The organism is Natronomonas moolapensis 8.8.11 (assembly GCF_000591055.1).
GTDB lineage: Archaea > Halobacteriota > Halobacteria > Halobacteriales > Haloarculaceae > Natronomonas > Natronomonas moolapensis.
In genome coordinates this window covers 1,769,815-1,786,677 of record NC_020388.1, presented here as the reverse complement: position 1 = coordinate 1,786,677, position 16,863 = coordinate 1,769,815, and the positions used below count along the sequence as shown (strand labels likewise).

Annotated in this window: 17 protein-coding genes and 1 tRNA gene; 11 read left to right on the top strand and 7 right to left on the bottom strand. The window is 66.3% G+C overall.

What is annotated here, in order from left to right; translation table 11 throughout:
- Positions 1 to 49: 49 nt before the first annotated feature.
- Complete coding sequence (trpB, locus tag NMLP_RS08670) at positions 50 to 1,231, top strand: tryptophan synthase subunit beta (RefSeq protein ID WP_015409741.1); 1,182 nt, start codon at positions 50 to 52, stop codon at positions 1,229 to 1,231.
- 133 nt (positions 1,232 to 1,364) lie between these two features.
- Here the strand turns inward: trpB and NMLP_RS08665 are convergent, their stop codons facing one another.
- Positions 1,365 to 2,099, bottom strand: a complete 735-nt coding sequence (locus NMLP_RS08665; protein WP_015409740.1) for a hypothetical protein — start codon at positions 2,097 to 2,099, stop codon at positions 1,365 to 1,367.
- Between the two features lie 115 nt (positions 2,100 to 2,214).
- Between NMLP_RS08665 and NMLP_RS08660 the strand changes: the two genes are divergently transcribed.
- The 7 genes from NMLP_RS08660 (at position 2,215) to NMLP_RS08630 (ending at position 9,546) form a co-directional block, all read left to right on the top strand.
- Entirely contained in the window at positions 2,215 to 2,904 is a 690-nt protein-coding gene (locus tag NMLP_RS08660) for an MBL fold metallo-hydrolase (RefSeq protein WP_015409739.1), read from the top strand.
- Positions 2,905 to 2,936: 32 nt separating this feature from the next.
- Positions 2,937 to 3,413, top strand: coding sequence for a YbaK/EbsC family protein (locus NMLP_RS08655; RefSeq protein WP_015409738.1), 477 nt, complete (start codon positions 2,937 to 2,939; stop codon positions 3,411 to 3,413).
- Positions 3,414 to 3,541: 128 nt separating this feature from the next.
- Complete coding sequence (locus NMLP_RS08650) at positions 3,542 to 4,591, top strand: metal ABC transporter substrate-binding protein (protein WP_015409737.1); 1,050 nt, start codon at positions 3,542 to 3,544, stop codon at positions 4,589 to 4,591.
- Positions 4,591 to 5,328: a metal ABC transporter ATP-binding protein gene (locus tag NMLP_RS08645; protein WP_015409736.1), complete on the top strand. Its 738-nt coding sequence runs from the start codon at positions 4,591 to 4,593 to the stop codon at positions 5,326 to 5,328. The genes NMLP_RS08650 and NMLP_RS08645 overlap by 1 nt, the downstream gene beginning before the upstream one ends.
- Positions 5,328 to 6,341: a metal ABC transporter permease gene (locus tag NMLP_RS08640; RefSeq protein ID WP_015409735.1), complete on the top strand. Its 1,014-nt coding sequence runs from the start codon at positions 5,328 to 5,330 to the stop codon at positions 6,339 to 6,341. The genes NMLP_RS08645 and NMLP_RS08640 overlap by 1 nt, the downstream gene beginning before the upstream one ends.
- Before the next feature lie 56 nt (positions 6,342 to 6,397).
- A complete protein-coding gene (locus tag NMLP_RS08635) occupies positions 6,398 to 8,491 on the top strand; it encodes an acetate--CoA ligase family protein (protein ID WP_015409734.1) in 2,094 nt (697 codons plus the stop codon).
- A complete protein-coding gene (locus NMLP_RS08630) occupies positions 8,488 to 9,546 on the top strand; it encodes a phosphotransacetylase family protein (protein WP_015409733.1) in 1,059 nt (352 codons plus the stop codon). Before NMLP_RS08635 ends, NMLP_RS08630 begins: the two co-directional genes overlap by 4 nt.
- A gap of 84 nt (positions 9,547 to 9,630) precedes the next feature.
- On the opposite strand, the gene trxA is transcribed toward NMLP_RS08630, so the two are convergent.
- The gene (trxA, locus tag NMLP_RS08625; RefSeq protein WP_015409732.1) at positions 9,631 to 10,047 is read right to left on the bottom strand and encodes a thioredoxin; all 417 of its coding nucleotides are present in this window, start codon (positions 10,045 to 10,047) and stop codon (positions 9,631 to 9,633) included.
- 146 nt (positions 10,048 to 10,193) lie between these two features.
- Between trxA and NMLP_RS08620 the strand changes: the two genes are divergently transcribed.
- Positions 10,194 to 10,490 carry a PRC-barrel domain-containing protein gene (locus tag NMLP_RS08620; RefSeq protein WP_015409731.1) on the top strand — a complete coding sequence of 99 codons (297 nt, stop codon included), beginning with the start codon at positions 10,194 to 10,196 and terminating at the stop codon, positions 10,488 to 10,490.
- Here NMLP_RS08620 and NMLP_RS08615 read toward each other — a convergent pair.
- The gene (locus NMLP_RS08615; protein WP_015409730.1) at positions 10,487 to 11,944 is read right to left on the bottom strand and encodes a DHH family phosphoesterase; all 1,458 of its coding nucleotides are present in this window, start codon (positions 11,942 to 11,944) and stop codon (positions 10,487 to 10,489) included. The two genes, NMLP_RS08620 and NMLP_RS08615, sit on opposite strands and share 4 nt — an antisense overlap.
- Before the next feature lie 122 nt (positions 11,945 to 12,066).
- Between NMLP_RS08615 and NMLP_RS08610 the strand changes: the two genes are divergently transcribed.
- Positions 12,067 to 12,140: transfer RNA gene (locus tag NMLP_RS08610), tRNA-Lys, on the top strand.
- A 529-nt stretch (positions 12,141 to 12,669) separates the two neighbouring features.
- Here NMLP_RS08610 and NMLP_RS08605 read toward each other — a convergent pair.
- From NMLP_RS08605 to NMLP_RS08590, 4 genes are all read right to left on the bottom strand, one after another.
- Positions 12,670 to 13,557, bottom strand: a complete 888-nt coding sequence (locus NMLP_RS08605) for a hypothetical protein (protein ID WP_015409729.1) — start codon at positions 13,555 to 13,557, stop codon at positions 12,670 to 12,672.
- A 150-nt stretch (positions 13,558 to 13,707) separates the two neighbouring features.
- Positions 13,708 to 13,875, bottom strand: coding sequence for a hypothetical protein (locus tag NMLP_RS15435; protein ID WP_160169590.1), 168 nt, complete (start codon positions 13,873 to 13,875; stop codon positions 13,708 to 13,710).
- A gap of 32 nt (positions 13,876 to 13,907) precedes the next feature.
- Positions 13,908 to 14,630, bottom strand: a complete 723-nt coding sequence (locus tag NMLP_RS08595) for a hypothetical protein (protein ID WP_015409728.1) — start codon at positions 14,628 to 14,630, stop codon at positions 13,908 to 13,910.
- Positions 14,631 to 14,840: 210 nt separating this feature from the next.
- Positions 14,841 to 15,632, bottom strand: coding sequence for a DUF7260 family protein (locus NMLP_RS08590; RefSeq protein WP_015409727.1), 792 nt, complete (start codon positions 15,630 to 15,632; stop codon positions 14,841 to 14,843).
- 167 nt (positions 15,633 to 15,799) lie between these two features.
- Here NMLP_RS08590 and NMLP_RS08585 point away from each other — a divergent pair, with 167 nt between their 5' ends.
- Positions 15,800 to 16,828, top strand: coding sequence for a PstS family phosphate ABC transporter substrate-binding protein (locus NMLP_RS08585; RefSeq protein ID WP_015409726.1), 1,029 nt, complete (start codon positions 15,800 to 15,802; stop codon positions 16,826 to 16,828).
- Positions 16,829 to 16,863: the final 35 nt, after the last annotated feature.

Genomic DNA, 16,863 nt, shown 5'->3' with positions numbered 1-16,863 from the left:
ATGGACCGTCGGTAGGGTGATTTAAGTCGCCGCCCGGGCTACCGTGGGTATGTCCACAGACGGCGACGACGACGGCGAGTTCGCGGGCTTCGGTGGACGGCACGTCCCCGAACCGCTGGAGGCTCCCCTCGAAGAACTGGCCGAAACGTTCGACGCGGAGATCGAATCGGAGGCGTTCACCGCGGAGTTCGAACGGTTGCTCGAGCACTTCGGCGGGCGGCCGACACCGGTGTTTCATGCCGAGACGCTGAGCGAGCGCTACGGCGCGAACATCTACCTCAAGCACGAGGACCTGCTGCACGGCGGCGCGCACAAGCTTAATAACACGCTCGGACAGGGACTCCTGGCGAAACGGGCCGGCAAGAAGCGACTGATCGCCGAAACCGGTGCGGGCCAACACGGCACCGCGACGGCGATGGTCGGTGCGCTGTTGGATCTCCCCGTGACGGTGTACATGGGGACCAAAGACATCGAACGCCAGGAAATGAACGTCTTCCGGATGCGACTCATGGGCGCGGAGGTCGAGCCGGTGACCCGCGGGAACGCGGGGCTGGCGGAGGCCGTCGACGCTGCCTTGGAGGACTACGCCGAATCGTTCGAGGACACCCACTACCTCGTGGGGAGTGCGGTCGGTCCCGACCCGTTCCCGCGGATGGTTCGGGAGTTCCAGTCGGTCATCGGGCGGGAAGCCCGCGAACAGATCCTCGAGTTGCACGGCGACCTCCCCGACGCCTGCGTCGCCTGCGTCGGCGGCGGGTCGAACGCCATCGGGCTGTTCAGCGGCTTTGTCGACGACGACGACGTCGCCCTCTACGGGGCCGAACCGGCCGGGAAGGGCCTCGACTCGGGGGAGCACTCCGCGGCGCTGTCGGCGAGCAAACAGGACGAGCCGAGGATCTTCCAGGGCATGAAGACGAAGGTCATCGACGACGAGACGACCAACCACTCGGTGAGCGCCGGCCTCGATTACCCCGCCGTTGGCCCCGAGCACGCCGCCCTCCAGTCGCTCGGGCGGGCGGAGTACCACGGCGTCACCGACAAGGAGGCGCTCGCGGCCTTCCGGGAGTTGAGCGAAACTGAGGGGATCATCCCCGCCCTCGAGCCGAGCCACGCCATCGCCCTCGCGATCAAACTCGCCGAGGCGGACCGCCACGACACCATCCTGATCAACCTCTGTGGCCGCGGCGACAAGGACATGGCCACCGCCGCCGAGGAGTTCGACCTGCGGTAAGCGGCGGCCGGAAGCCGAAACGAGAGCGCGGTCGGCCCCTCCGCGTAGTGACCCCTTCTTTCGCTCGGCGATATATTTAACTGATCGATTCGATGATAAGACGGCCTATTTAAATACCCGATCCGCCGATACCTCACTCGAGGGAATCGGGACGGAGCCCCGCCCGTGCCTCGGCGACCGATCCCCCGACGCGCGCGGCGCGGTATCCCACGACGCCGTCGACGCCGCACTCGCCGAACAGCACCGGAACGAACGGCCAGTTGGCGACCAGCCGGTCGCCGTCGACCTCGGCGAACACCGTTCCGGCGTCGACTCGTTCGAAGTTCGGGGCCGACACGGCACTCGCGTCCGCACCGCGGACGGGGTCCGACATCACATAAAAGCCCGTCGGGGACGGCTCGATCCCGAGGGACCCGAACGCAGCCCGAAGGAACGCCGCGGGGTCGGCATCGCCGACCTCGACGCGGACGAGCCCCGCCTCCACGAGCCCGCTGTGGGGTCCGGGACCGAAGACGGCCATCGGGTCGAGGTCGTGAACGTCGACGGCGTGCCCGACGGGCAAGGAAGCGACGAGGTCGAACGCCTCCGGGTGTGACCGATCGAAGAACGCGACCGGCTCGACGGGCGCGTGGGTGTCGAACACCGCGACGCCGGGGAGTCCGTCGAGTTCCCCGACGAGGTCGTCCGGGCCGACCTCTCCGTCCACGAGGAGCGCCCGGACGGCGGGCACGTCCCCGCCGTCCCCGGTCGCTTCTGCCAGGTCTTCAAGCGCACGCCGGAACTGGCCATCGTCGGGGACCACCACGGCGTACTCGGCGGGGCGGGTCCCGTACGTCCGCACGGTCGGGTTCGGATCCGGCGTTTCCATACCCGTCGTTGGACGGCAACCGGTTTGAGCGTTCGGGAGTCGACGCGGCACGGTCCGTTCGAGCGTTCGGGAGCCGACGCGGCACGGTCAAGAGGGTGGGCGGAGTAGGGCTGGCATGGCACGGGCAGTCGTCGACGGCGTCCGGCTGTTGGAGGTGGCCTGGCCCGAACCAGTCGGGGCGAACGCCTACCTCGTCGACGACGGCGAGGTGACACTCGTCGACGCGGGGCCGCCACTGCCGCGTCGGTCACTTGAGACCGAGATCCGAGCCGCCGGGTACGCCCTCGGGGACGTCGACCGCGTGCTGTTGACCCACTACGACATCGACCACGTCGGCGGCCTGGCCAGGGTCGACCTCGATGCTCCCGTCTATCTCGGCGCCCTCGATCGCCGCCTCGTCCGCCGGTCGTGGTCGCCGCCGTGGACCCACCACAAGGGTGCGTTCCACCGCATCGTCCGCCGGCTGTATTCGCTTTCGGAGACCGTCCTCCGGGGGGTCGACGACGGCGACCGAGTCGGTCGATTTCTCGCCGTCCACACGCCGGGACACAACCCCGGCCACACGGTGTATATCCACTCCGACTCGGGGGCGGCGCTGCTCGGCGACCTCGTCTGGAACACGACAGCGGGGCTCGTCGCGCCGCCGTGGCTCGACTCCTACGACACCGACCGGATCGCTGACAGCGTCGCCCGCATCGCCGACCAGCGCTTCGAGGCGGCCTGCGTCGGCCACGGACCACCCCTCGCCGACGGCGGGCGGGCTGCCCTCAGCGCGCTCGCGTCCGAACTCGCCGTCGAACCGTGACGTTCAAGCGGTCGGCCGGTCGAGACGGTGTCATGTATCCACGTGCCAAGGAGTTCGAACGGCGGGCGCGCACGGAGCACGGTCTCGATGTCGACGTCCAGGAGTTCCCCAAGGGGACAAAGACCGCTGCCGACGCGGCCGACGCGGTCGGGTGCTCCGTCGAGGAGATCGCCAGCGGGATCGTCCTTTCGGCCGACGGGGACCTCGTCGTCTCCGTGACCAGCGGCGCGAACCGGGTCGATACGGCGAAGATCGCGGACCTGCTCGGCGTCGACGGCCCGGCGGTGTCGATGGCCGACGCCGAGGAGGTCAAGGCGACTCTGGGGTGGTCGATCGGCGGCGTGCCGCCGTTCTGCCACGAAGCGGACGTGCCGGTGTTCCTCGACGAGGCGCTGGCCGGCTTCGATCGGGTGTGGGCCGCCGCCGGGACGCCCGAGGCCGTCTTCCCGATCGATCCCGGGGAAATCGTCGCGGTCGCCGACGCGGACGTCACCGACATCCGCGAGTGAGTTCGGGGTCGCCCCGCCGTTCGGCGGGGTGGGATGGCATCGAGGAATCCAGTAGCAACGCGTCTTATTAGTCTCCGTTTAGTAGAAAGGAAATATTATTATATCTCTACTATAAATTCATAATCAAGATGCACACGACACGACGACGGCTGCTCGCGGCGACGCTCGGAGCGAGCGGTGCCGGGCTACTAGCTGGCTGTATCGACGGCGACGCGAGCGCAGACGGCGACCCGTCAGGATCGTCCGAGGAAGGGGAACCGACCGCGCAGGCGTCGTTCTTCGTCTTCGGCGACATCGCCGAGCAGGTCGTCGGCGACGCTGCCACGGCGGCGCTGTTGGTTCCGACCGGACAACACGGGCACGGGTGGGAGCCGGGCCCGAACGTGCGCGAGGCGATCTACGGTGCGGAACTTTTCGTCCACGGCATGGAGGGATTCCAGCCGTGGGTCGACACGATCGCACAGGACCTCGACGCCGACGACGCCGACGTAGCGACTGTCGACGCCAGCAGCGGCGTCGACCTACTCGAAGCCGGTGGTAACGACGACAGCCACGACGACAGCCACGACGACAATCACGACGACAGCCACGACGACAATCACGACGACAGCCACGACGACAATCACGGTGAGCACGATCACGGGGCGATGGACCCACACTTCTGGATGGATCCACTCCGTGTAAAGACGGCCACCACGACCGTCAGCGAGGCGCTTGCCGACGTCGACTCCGAGCGCGCGGCGACGTACGCCGACAACGCCGATCAGTTCCGGGCGGAACTCGACGATCTTCACGCGCAGTTCGAATCGGTCGTCGCGGACGCCTCCAAGGAAACGATCCTCGTGGCGGGACACGACTCGTTGCGATACTTCGGCGACCGATACGGCGTTCGGGTCGAGTCGTTGACCGGCGTCTCGCCGGACGACACGCCGACGACCCGCGACATCCAGGCGGCCCAATCGATCATCGACGAACACGATCTGCGGTACGTCTGTGCCGATCCGCTGGAATCCCGCCGGGCGGCCGAGCAACTTGTCGCCGAAACGGACGCCGAGGCGGTGCTCGATCTGACAGCGATGCCGGGGCTGACGGAGGCGTGGGCCGACGACGACTGGGGGTACGTCGACGTGATGGAGAACGTAAACCTTCCAACGCTGGAGCGCGCACTGGACGCATAATGGGCTTAATCGAGGTTCGGGACGTCTCCTTCGCCTACGCCGACCGCCCCGTGATCGATGGCGTCTCGCTCACCGTCGAAGCCGGCGATTTCTTGGGGCTCGTTGGGCCGAACGGCTCGGGCAAGACGACGCTGCTCGAGTTGATGATCGGCCTCCGGGAGCCGGATCGCGGCTCCGTGTCGCTGTTCGGCGAGTCGGCGCACGCCTCGAGCGAGCGCGACCGCATTGGATTCGTTCCGCAGAACGCCGGCAACAGCGGCGGCGAGATGCCGGTGACCGTCCGGGAAGTCGTCCGAATGGGACGATACCCCCGGAAGCTCGTCGGCCGGCTCGGAGACACAGACCGGAGGGCCGTCGCCGACGCCATGCGCCGGGTCGACATCACCGACCTCGCCGAGCGCCGGGTCGGACGGCTCTCCGGTGGCCAGCGCCAACGGGTGTTCATCGCCCGCGCGCTGGCGGCCGAGGCCGACCTCCTGGCGCTCGACGAGCCGACGGTCGGCGTCGACGCCGAGTCGCGCGAGGCTTTTTATACGCTCCTGGGGGAGTTGAACGACGAGGGAATCACGATCATCCTGATCGAACACGACATCGGCGTCGTCACCACCCACGCCTCGGAGATCGCGTGTCTCAACCGGGAGCTGTACTTTCACGGCGACCCGGAGACCTTCGTCGAAACGAACGCGCTGGCCGACGCCTACGGCGGCACCCAATCGGTCGTCCATCACGATCACTGATGCACTCTTACACGAACGCGGACGCGAGCATTCTGGCGGTGACGCCACTCGACCGTGGCGTCGGAGTCCTCCTCGACACCGTCTGGGGAACGGTCCTGGACGCGGTCGCCGGGCTCACCGGGATCGACATCCTCGGCTTTCCGTTCATGCAGCGGGCGTATCTCGCCGCGATCTGCATCGGCGTTATCGGGCCGCTCGTCGGGGCCTTTTTAGTTCACCGCGAGATGGCGATGATCGCCGACACGCTCGCGCACTCGGCGTTTGCCGGTGTCGCTGCCGGTCTGTTCGTCAACGCCGTGTACGCGGTCGCCGTCCCGCCGTTGCTCTCGGCGCTCGTCGTCGCCGCCGTCGCGGCGGTTTTGGTACAGACGCTCGTCGACTACGCGGGGGCGTACCGGGACACCTCACTCGCGATCGTGCTCACCGGGGCGTTCGCGATCGGAAGCGTCCTCATCACCGCGACCGACGGCGGCATCGCCGTGGGAATCAACGCGTACCTCTTCGGCAGCCTGGCGACCGTCTCGCGGCCCAACGCAGCGCTGTTGGTCGCGTTGAGCGCTATCGTCACCGTCGGCATCGCGCTCGCGTACCGACCGCTGGTGTACATCACGTTCGACGAGATCGGTGCCCGGGCGAGCGGGATCGGGGTAAGGCGGTACAACCAGTTGCTGGCAGTGTTGACTGCGGTCGTCGTCGTCGGTTCGATGCAGATCATGGGCGTGATCCTCGTCGCCGCGATGCTCGTCGTCCCGGTGGCCGCGGCCGCCCCGGTTCGCGGGTTCAAGCGCTCGATCGCCGCGGCGGTCGGGATCGCACAGCTGGCGACGATCGCCGGCGTTTCGCTCTCGTACGTGTACGACGTCGCCGCCGGCGGCACCATCGTCCTCGTCGGAATCGGCCTCTACGTTGCCAGCAAACTCGGCGTCCGGTTCCGTAACCGGGCGGTTGCGGGGATACCGGCCGCCGACGAATCGGAGCAGACGGCGCCGGCGGCCGACGGCGGCCGGGAGTAACCCGACGTCCGGCGAGCCGGAGAGTACTTTTCGCCGCGGGTCGTACGCCGACATAGATGGTACGGGTACCCGGAGTGTTCGATGCCGAGCGTGTCGCAGTCGTCGGCGCGACCGAGCGGGAGGGCTCGGTCGGTGCCGCAGTGATGGAGAACCTCCTCGAGGACTTCGGCGGCGAAATCAGGCCGGTGAACCCGGGCGCCGACCGAGTGTTCGGGCTCCCCTGTGTCGACGATATCGCGGAGACGGACGCCGATCTCGCCGTGATCGTCGTCCCGCCCACGGTCGCCCTCGACGTCGTCGAGTCCGCCGGCCAGGCGGGCATCGAAAACCTCGTCGTTATCACCGCCGGGTTCGGCGAGGCGGGTGGCGAGGGCGCAACGCGGGAGCGCAAACTGCAGGAGTTGGCCGAGACGTACGATCTCAACCTCGTCGGCCCGAACTGCCTCGGCGTCGTCTCGACGCCATCGGGGCTGAACGCGACGTTCGGCCCGCGGAACGCACTGTCCGGGCGGATGTCGTTCATGAGCCAATCAGGCGCGCTCGTCACGGCCATCCTCGAGTGGGCCGGCGACCGCGGCCACGGATTCAAAGACGTCGTCTCGCTCGGCAACAAGGCCGTTCTCGACGAGACGGACTTCGTCGAGACGTGGGGCGAGGACCCCGACACCGACGTCGTGTTGGGGTATCTCGAAGGGATCGAGAACGGCACCGAGTTCGTCGAGACCGCCCGCGAGGTCACCCGAGAGACCCCGGTCGTCGTCCTCAAGTCCGGCCGCACCGAGGCTGGCGCGCAGGCGGCCTCCTCGCATACGGGGGCTATCGCGGGCAGCGAGGCGGCCTACGAGGCCGGCTTGGAGAAGGCCGGCGTGATCAGGGCGGACTCCACCGAGGAGCTGTTCGACTTCGGGGCGATGTTAGCCGGGGGGCGGCTCCCGACCGCCGACGGCGTCGCCGTCGTGACGAACGCCGGCGGCCCGGGGGTGATCGCGACCGACGCTATCGGGGACTCCGAGCTCGAGTTGGCGACCTTCGAGGACGAGACGCGACGGACGCTTCAGGAGTCGCTGCCGCCGACGGCGAACGTGTACAACCCCGTCGACGTCATCGGCGACGCGCCGGCCGAACGGTTCGGGGACGCCCTGGACGTGGTCCTCTCGGATCCCGGCGTCGGCGCGGCCGTCGTCATCGCCTGTCCGAGCGCGGTCCTCTCGTTCGACCGCCTCGCGCAGACGCTCGTCGAGGCCCGAAAGCGCGAGGACGTCCCGATCGCGGTCTGTCTGATGGGCGGGGCCTCGGTCGAAGGCCCCTCCGAGACGCTCTCGGACGTCGAGACACCGACGTACTTCGACCCGACTCGGGCTGTCCGGAGCCTCGCGGCCCTCGAGCGGTACCGAACGATCCGAAAGCGGCGCTACGAACCGCCGGCCTCCTTCGACGTCGACCGGGACGCCGCCCGGTCGGTCCTCGAGCGAGTCAAAAGCCAGGGCGACAACCGCCTCGGCATCGAGGCGATGGAGCTTCTCGACGCCTATGGGATCCAGACGCCCGAGGGCGACATCGTCGACTCGCCGGGAGAGGCGAAGGAACTCGCCGAGCGAATCGGTGGCGATGTCGTAATGAAGGTCGTCTCCCCCGACATCCTTCACAAGACCGATATCGGCGGCGTCGAGGTCGGCGTCCCGCTCCGGGACGTCGAAGATACCTACGAGGCGCTCGTCTCCCGGGCGCGGAACTACCGGCCCGACGCCCGCCTGCTGGGCGTGCAGGTACAGGAACTGATCGACCTCGACGACAGCGTCGAGACCATCGTCGGTATGAACCGCGACCCGCAGTTCGGGCCGTTGGTTCTCTTCGGCCTCGGGGGCGTCTTCGTCGAGGTCTTAGAGGATACGACCGTCCGCATCGCGCCGCTCTCGGAGGCGGAGGCCGCCGGCATGCTCGAGGACATCGACTCGACGCCGCTGTTGCGCGGCGCCCGGGGCCGAGAGCCGGTCGACGAAGCCGGGATCGTCGAGACAATCCAGCGGCTCTCCCAGCTCGTCGTCGACTTCCCCGCAATCGTCGAACTGGACATCAACCCGCTCGTGGCGACGGCCGACGGCGTCGTCGCGGTCGATATCCGACTCACCGTCGATCACGAAACGCTATGACCGTACTCGTTACATCACTCGAAGAGAGCACAGGCAAGACCGCCGTCGCGCTGGCGCTCGGCACGGCCGCACAGGCGCGCGACGAGCGGGTCGGTTATATGAAACCCAAAGGGACCCGCCTCCAGTCGGCCGTCGGCAAGACGCTGGACGAGGATCCGATGCTCGCCCGCGAGGTGCTTGACCTCGACGCGGCGATGCACGAGATGGAGCCGATCGTCTACTCGCCGACGTTCGTCCAGGAGGCGATACGGGGCCGGGAGGACCCCGACGCGTTGCGCGAGCAGGTTCAACAGCGCTTCGAAGCACTGTCGGCCGACGTCGACCGCATGATCGTCGAGGGGGGCGGGTCGCTCACCACCGGCGGCATCGTCGAGTTGACCGACGCCGACCTGGCCGAACTGCTGGACGCGACCGTCGTCCTCGTCGCCAACTTCGAGGACTCGAGCGACCTCGACGACGTGCTCGCGGCCGCCGACGTCCTCGGCGACCGTCTCGGCGGCGTCCTGTTCAACGACGTGCCCGACGCCGCCTTTGACTCGCTCGCGAGCGACGCCGTCCCGTTCCTCGAGGGGCGCGGCATCCGCGTCTACGGGACGCTCCCGCGCGACGAGGAACTCGCGGGCGTTACGATCGCCGAGTTGGCCGACGAGATGGGGGCCGATGTACTGACGAGCGGCGTCCCCACGGACGGCCGCATCCGGCGGTTCGTCGTCGGCGCGATGTCCGCGGGCGAAGCGCTGGGGCAACTCCGGCGTGTCCGGGAGGCGGCACTTATAACCGGCGGCGACCGGACCGACGTCCAAACCACCGCGCTCGAGACCTCCGGAGTTGAGTGCCTGCTCCTGACCGGCGGGTTCTACCCGCCCGATACCGTCCTCGGTCGGGCCGAATCGGCCGACGTTCCCGTCCTGTTGGTCCGAACTGACACCGCCACGACGCTCAACCGGACGGATTCGGTGATGAACACCGGCAAAACGAAGGACGGGCGGACGGTCGATCGGATGAGTCGCCTGCTGGAGGACTACGCCGACATCGATGCGGTTCTCGACGCCTGAGAGCGCCCGAAGGCCGCGAGAGGGACTTCGGGATTCGGGCGGCAGCCACGAGAGGGACTTCAGGCGGCAGCCACGAGAGGGACTTCAGGCGGCGGCCTCGATAGCGTCGACGAGAGACCCTTTTTGTTGGACTCCGACCATCCGCTCTTTCGGTTCGCCGTCGGCGAACAGATACAGCGTCGGAACGCCTTGGACTTGGTATTCGGTGGCAAGGTCTTGGTGGGCGTCGATATCGACTTTCAGGACGGCCGCGTCGGTCTCGGCCGCCACCTCCGCGACCGTCGGCGCGAGCATCTTGCACGGCCCACACCACTCGGCGTAGAAGTCCACGAGGACGACCGGGTACTCCTCGAGTAGCTCCTCGAAGTGCCCGATACCGCCGATGTCGATGGGTTCTGACGGCGTATCCGGCGTCGTGACCCGCTGTTCGAGCCGTTCTCGTTTCTGTCGTCGGATCTCCTCGAGATCACTGGCGCTATCAGAATTGTCCGTATTGCTCATAACTGCCGATACGGTCGTATCGGAATTAATTCCTTCGGGGATGTGTCGCTGCGATGCCACCCAGGGTGCGTGACGCGCTGGCGACCCGTCGGTCCCGCGGACCGCCGGCCGAAAACACTTAAACGGAGCCGACACGACCGGGCGGTATGGAAACGGAATCGACGCCACAGGAGATCACGTCGCTCGTCGGACGGGAAGTGTACTCGAACAACGGGGTGTTCGTCGGTGAGATCGAGGACATCCAACTGGACCTCCAGCGCGAGGCCGTCACCGGTCTCGCGCTGGGAGATATAAATCGGGACCTGTTCGACGCTCGGGCGTCGGGCTCGGAGGGTGTAATCGTCCCGTATCGGTGGGTTCGTGCGGTCGGCGACGTCGTCCTCGTCAACGACGTGGTCGAGCGACTCACCGAGCAGGAACCCGACGACGAGGCGGCCGCCTAGCTCCCGTTCGATCCGTCGCCGCCGCTTCCGCTCTCGACGCCCATCGCCTCGAAAAGCTTCGAGCGAACCGCCTGTTCCGTGAGTTTCAACAGCGTCTCTCGGTTGTCGCCCGTTATTTCTAGCCCGGTGAAAATGCCAAGCGGGATCTCCGCGGAGGCGTCCGTCGAGTGGCCCCGGACCTCGCCGATCTCCTCGAAGGCGTCCTGTAGTACGTTGCCGATGTTGATCCGGATGTCCTTCGAGCGGGCGGCGAGATAGATGGTGTCGTCCGCGATGGCGAAGACGGCGGACGTCGTGATGCCTTCGAGGTTCAGGAGGTGCTGGGCCGCCTGCGAGAGGGCGTCGCGATCCCGGATAAACCCGGCGTTCGACACCAGATGCGAACCTTTCACCTCTCGGTTCCGGATCGCCTCGGCGAGGACGTCGAGCGTTTCGGGGCTCATCGAGGGGGATTCGACCTGCTCGAGCGTGTCGTGGTCCGCAAAGGGGTACAGATACGCCGCGGCCGTCAGGTCTGCCGGCGTGGTGTCGCGCTTGAAATCCAGCGTCTCGGCTCTGATGCCATACAGGAGCGCGGTCGCGACCTCCTCGGAGAGGCTGAGATCGAACTCCTGGACGTACTTTGTCATGATGGTCGACGTCGAGGAGACGTTCGACCGGATGTCGTTGAACGCGGCCCCGTAGTCGACCTCGGGCTCGAAGTGGTCGATCAGGATGTCGACGTCACGGTCGACGACCGGATCGGTCGCCTTCGCGCAGTCGACGAGCGCGAGCGTGTCGTACCGCTCGAGGTCGGTTTCGGCCAACGAAACCAACTCGATCCCGAGGAGGTTGACGAACGCTCGGTTTTCCTGGTGTCCGATCTCGCCTTCGTAGAGAATATCGGCGTCGATGTCGCGGGATTCGGCGATCGCCTGAAGCGCAACGGCCGAGGCGATCGAGTCCGGGCCGGGAGAGCGGTGGGCGAGAATTCCAAGCGAGTCGCCGCTCCCGATGAGGTCCGAAAGCTGCGTCGCTTTGTACTCGAGTTCGCCCTGCTCGAGCGCCCGGAGCGCCGAGTCGGCGATGACGACGGAGGGGTTGATCACGACGTCTGCGCCCGCCGCCCGGAGTTCGTCGGCCATCACCGGGTCGGACGCGCGCACGATGATGAACTGGTCACCGTCCCTGTCACCGAGGTTCTCGACGGCGGCGAGATTTGCGTCGACGTCCGGCGAGAGGATCAACACGACGTCGCGGTCGGCGACGGCCTCCGCGGCGGCTTCGGATTTGATGTCGGCGCGGCGTGCGTTGAGGTCTTGATCCCGCAGCGCCTCGACGCGCCCCTCGTCCTGATCGAGGATGAGGACGTCCTTGTCCTCCCCGACGAGTTCCTCCGCGACGGCGTGGCCGACGCTTCCGCAGCCGAGAATCGCGTACGTCGACATCGACGCCATCGAGACGGCGGTGCTCATTATAAGGCCCACGACGACGCGCTATCACTTAATTTGCCCGTCCGGATCCCGGCATGGTAGACCGTCTCCACCGCTCCGAGGAACGCAACGTATTTGAGTCGACCGCCGGTACATGTGTTTGTGGGCCGATAGCTCAGTCAGGGAGAGCATCTGGCTCTTAACCAGACGGTCGGGGGTTCAAATCCCCCTCGGCCCGCTTACTGTCGTGACGCAACTGATTCGAACAGATGCGGGTACAGCGACGGCATCGCCCACTCGTGGACGATAGAGTCCACCACATTACCTGGAACGCCCCGATGCCGTCCGACATCGAGCGTTATAACAGCAACCATCACAAGTGATTACACGTCAATCGCACTGCAGTCGTGCGATCGAGTGTGCAGTGTCTTCCGATTATAGAGATTCGAGGAGAATACTGGTGGCTTTAGCCACCAGATGAATCCGACAATTTACGTTACAAACCATCGTGCCGTACGCCGTGCGTGGAGAACTGGCGGTTGACTCGGTGGTCGTCGCGGTTCATAGCCGGAAACAAACAGTAAGCCGACCACGCCGACAGTCGTTAACCAATCAGGTAACTCGAAGCCCTCTCCGGGGTACGAGTAACGGCTTCGTGGCAACGCCACTGGCTGACTGTCCAGCAAACCGTAGACTCCCAACCGTCGGGACTGACTTGCCCGGCCAACACCGGGTGGGAGGCCCGCGCGTTTACCCGCGGGAGGATGTCACATACTCCGCGTCAGAACGTCGATCTCGGAGGGGTTCGAGAGGAGGTGTCCGGCGGTCGCCGCGGTCTCCCGGCAATCGAGGAATTCGAACCCGCGGTCGTAGACGGCGAGAAGCGGGTCCCGCGAGAGTTCCCCGATCGGTTCGTCGGCGGTCGCCTCGATCGGGACGTACTCGGTCCCGGGGAGCGCCTCGGCGTCGACGTCCTCCGGGAGGTCGGCCCGTCGAACGCCGACGAGCATGTGTTCGGGCACGAACACCATCGCCGTCCGATAGCCGAACGGCGGTTGCGAGAGGATCCCACCGAGCAGATACGTGGCGTCTTTGCAGTCGCCGCGCCCGTCGACGAGCGTTTCGGTCGGGGCGCGGTGGTACTCCGGGGCACCCTTGGTCTCCGGGTCGACGGCGTACTCGAAGCTCCGAACGAACGCCACGGCGGCGGCGAGGCGGTCTCGCGGTGGGAGGCGGGCTCCGAACTCGGAGTCTGCCCCGTCGGCGGGGGCCGAACCCCCGCCGAGTGGGCTAATGGACGCGAACTCGCCTGCGAGTCGTGCCACCGTCCGGCTCGACCGCGCCGCGTCGAAGGCGCTGAGATACCCCCACGAGCGGTCCGCGGCCGCCCGGTAGGTCGACTGCTCGACCGGAAACCGGAGTCGGAACCGGCGGTGATCGGGGATCCACCAGTCGTATTCAAGACGATACATCCCGCGCGCGAGCGTCCGTCGTCCGTTTTCCAACCCGCCGCTCTCCGGTCCCTCCGACACGCCGCTCTCGGTGTAGAACGCGTCGACAGAGCGCCCCGTCTCGAAGGGATTTATAACGCCGGCGATGGTGCCGGCGACCGTCGCGCGGTTGAGCGTCTTCGTGAGAAATGTCCGTCGGTGCATGGGTGTCTCGCGCCGTCACCGAGGCGCATCGGATCGGTAGCCCTCACCGTACTGAAGCTATTATATTTGTTATATGTCGTGCCGGTGTGGGATAGAATCCCGTACGGAACGCTCGGTGTCGATATGGAGTCGGCACCACCTGTGCGGGCGTCACTGCCCCGGCGGTGCGTCGGAGGCGTTCTCGTCGGTCCCGCTGCGGTACTCGGCCACGGCGTCGAGAACCAAAATCGACGCGTACAACAGACAGCCGACCAGCAGGAACCCCAACACGAACAGGTTCGGATCGGCCTCCAGAAGGGTCCTCCCCGCTTCGGACACCCTCCCCGGAGCGGTCGTCGTGGCACCCGCCGTCAGCGGCCGCACGACGGGTACACCTCGACGTCGGGCCACCCCTCGATACCCGTGGTGAGATGGATCTGATCGGTCACGTCCTCCATCGCGTCGAGGACGCCGTCCAGGAGCACCGCGAGTTGGCGGTAGGCGGCCGCGTCCCCGTCGTGCGTACCGGCGAAAGCCGCCTCGAGTACCCGGTTTCTGACGGTGTCCGCCTCGCCCTCGATGGCTCGGATCGTGCTCACACCGCCCGTGATCGAGACGTCGTCGGGACGACACAGCGCCCGGAGGAACGGTTTAACGACGCCCTCGAGTTCGTTCATCGCCGAGGCGGCGAGCGCCGCCATCTCCGCGAGTCCGTCTAGACACGTCTCGCGCCGCGTCGGCGCAATGGCGACGAGTTCTCCGGCGAACTGTTCGGCGGTGTTGGCGATCGTGTCGAGGTGTTCGTACAGTTCCAGGGTTCGATCGGCGTAGCGGCGATCCCACGCTGGAGGGACAGCAACGTCGCCGCGTTTGGCGTCCACGAGAAGCCGTCCGAGTTCCAGTTTGATGGCGTCGCACTCGCTTTCGTGGTGTCGTATCCCGGCGAGGGTCGTCCGGTACTCCCGTCCCGCCCCGTAGCTTTCGACGAGTGTCGACAGCGCCGCGACGCCGTCTGCGAGGCGGTCGAGATACCGGCCGGTCGCGGACTCGAGGCGTCGCTCGAACGCGACGGCCTCAGGGTGGTGGGCGTCCATGTCGGACCGTGTGTGAACCACCGCAAGAGCGTTGCTATGACCGTAACGTAGAGCCAGATACGGTCGCGGCCCGGAACGTACTAATATATATCCACCAGAACTGCGCCCGCGTTCGGCCTCGCGGTCCGGCGGCCGCTCGCGCCGTCGCGTCCGAGGCCAATATGTAAATATCGCCACTCCGGATCGCCGTCGTCGGGCGGAGCGCCACGCTCACGACCGACAGCGGGACATCTCGCGTTCGACCCGCCGCCGCTGGGCCGCGATCGTATCGAGTAACTCCGCGACGACCGACATCACCGGGTAGTCGGCGTCGAGGTCCTGATAAAAGTACACCGTCACGTCGGGGACCTCGGCGGGGAGCCGCTGGATGCGTCGTTGGTCGAAGATGGCGTCCTGTCGTCGGGCCGAGAGCGCCTCGCAGTTCTCCTCCATCACCCGCAGGCGCGACCGGTAGGCGTCGAGGGTGCCGAACCGCATCCCTCCGAACTCGGTCGCGTCGAGGTCGGCACACTCCGCGGCGAGTTCCTCGAGTTCGGATTTCGCATCCAGCACCGACTGTCGTTCGCGGTCGACGACGTCGACGAGCGAGTCCCGGGCGGATCTGGACGTTTCGACCGCCGACAACAGCGTTCGTTTGCACCGGCCGTTGAACGCGGCCCCGTCGGTGAGCGCCGAGGCGATGTCGGGCGAGAACTCCTCGGCGAGGCTCTCGACATAGGTGTCGTCGTACTCCTCGACGTAGTGTGGGACGCTCATCAGTGTCGATTCGTAGGCCTCCCGAACCTGCCGGAGCCCCGTTGCGGTGCTCGGAGCCTCGGTCGCGACCCCGACCGGCTGCCGGTCCTGGGGCGTGTGTCGCTCCGTCGGAATCGAGCGAACCCGATCGGCAAACGCTTCGAGCGCTTCAAGTTCGTCGGCGATTCGCCGCCGCTCACACCGGAGTTCCGACGCCGCGGCGGCTAGCCGGTCGTCGATGTCGGCTCGGGGGAGTCGCGCGTCCATACCGATCGCAGGGTCGAACTAGCTTATAAGTCGTCGTAATTGGGATATCGACGGGAAACCCACAATATATAGAACTACATAGAAGACTATTCACAATGTGACCAGTAGTGAGCAGTCTACAGTACTCATAGCACCTCATTTATACGCATCCTGGAAACTCATAGACTATGGCACCAAGTCACCTCGGCAGACTGACGCGGCGTACCACAATAAAGGCGATCGGCGGCGGCGCGGGCGCACTCGCCTTCGCCGGCTGTACCGAGACCGAAGGCAACGGAAACGGAAACGGAAACGGTGAGGGCGACATGTCGGGCGACGGCGGCGACTCGGAGTCGCTCTCCGGCGAGATCAACATTGCCGGCTCCAGTACGGTCTTTCCGCTCATGTCGGCTATCGCCGAGGAGTACTCCGCCGAGAACTCCGAAGTCAGCATCGACATCAGCTCGACCGGTTCCGGCGGCGGTTTCTCGAATTTCTTTTGCGTCGGCGAGACGGACTTCAACAACGCGAGCCGACCGATCAAGGAAGAAGAACGGAACCTCTGTTCGGAGAACGACGTCGAGTACATCGAGTTGATTGCCGCGACCGATGCGTTGACAGTCGTCATCAACAACGACAACGATTTCGCGACGGAGATGACCGTCGACGAACTCGCACAGATCTGGCAGGAGGACCCCGCACAAACGTGGGACGAGGTTCGAGACGAGTGGCCCAACGAGGAGATCGAACGCTACGGCGCCGCCGACACCTCGGGTACTTTCGATTACTTCGTCGAGAACGTCCAGGGCGCGGAGGCCGGCCATACGGACGACTACCAGGCGACCGAACAGGACAACACGATCGCCCAGGGTGTCGCGGGTAGCGAGTACGCGATCGGCTACTTCGGGTTCGCCTACTGGTTCCAGAACCAAGATCAGATCACACCCGTCGCGGTCGACAACGGCAACGGCCCGGTTCTGCCGAGCCTCGACACCGCGGCCTCCGGGGAGTATCAGCCGCTGTCGCGGTCGCTGTACACCTACCCGTCGATGTCGTCGCTCGCCGAGGACCACGTCGCCGACTTCGCCCGTTACTTCGTCGACCAGTCCGACAACGAGCAGATCGTCGCCGAGGAGGTCGGCTACGTGCCGGCGACACAGGACGTCAAAGAGGCGCAGATGCAGAAGCTTGAAGACGCGATCGAAGAAGCACAATAGTACCAGACGATGCTCCGGCGTCCCCCTACCACACA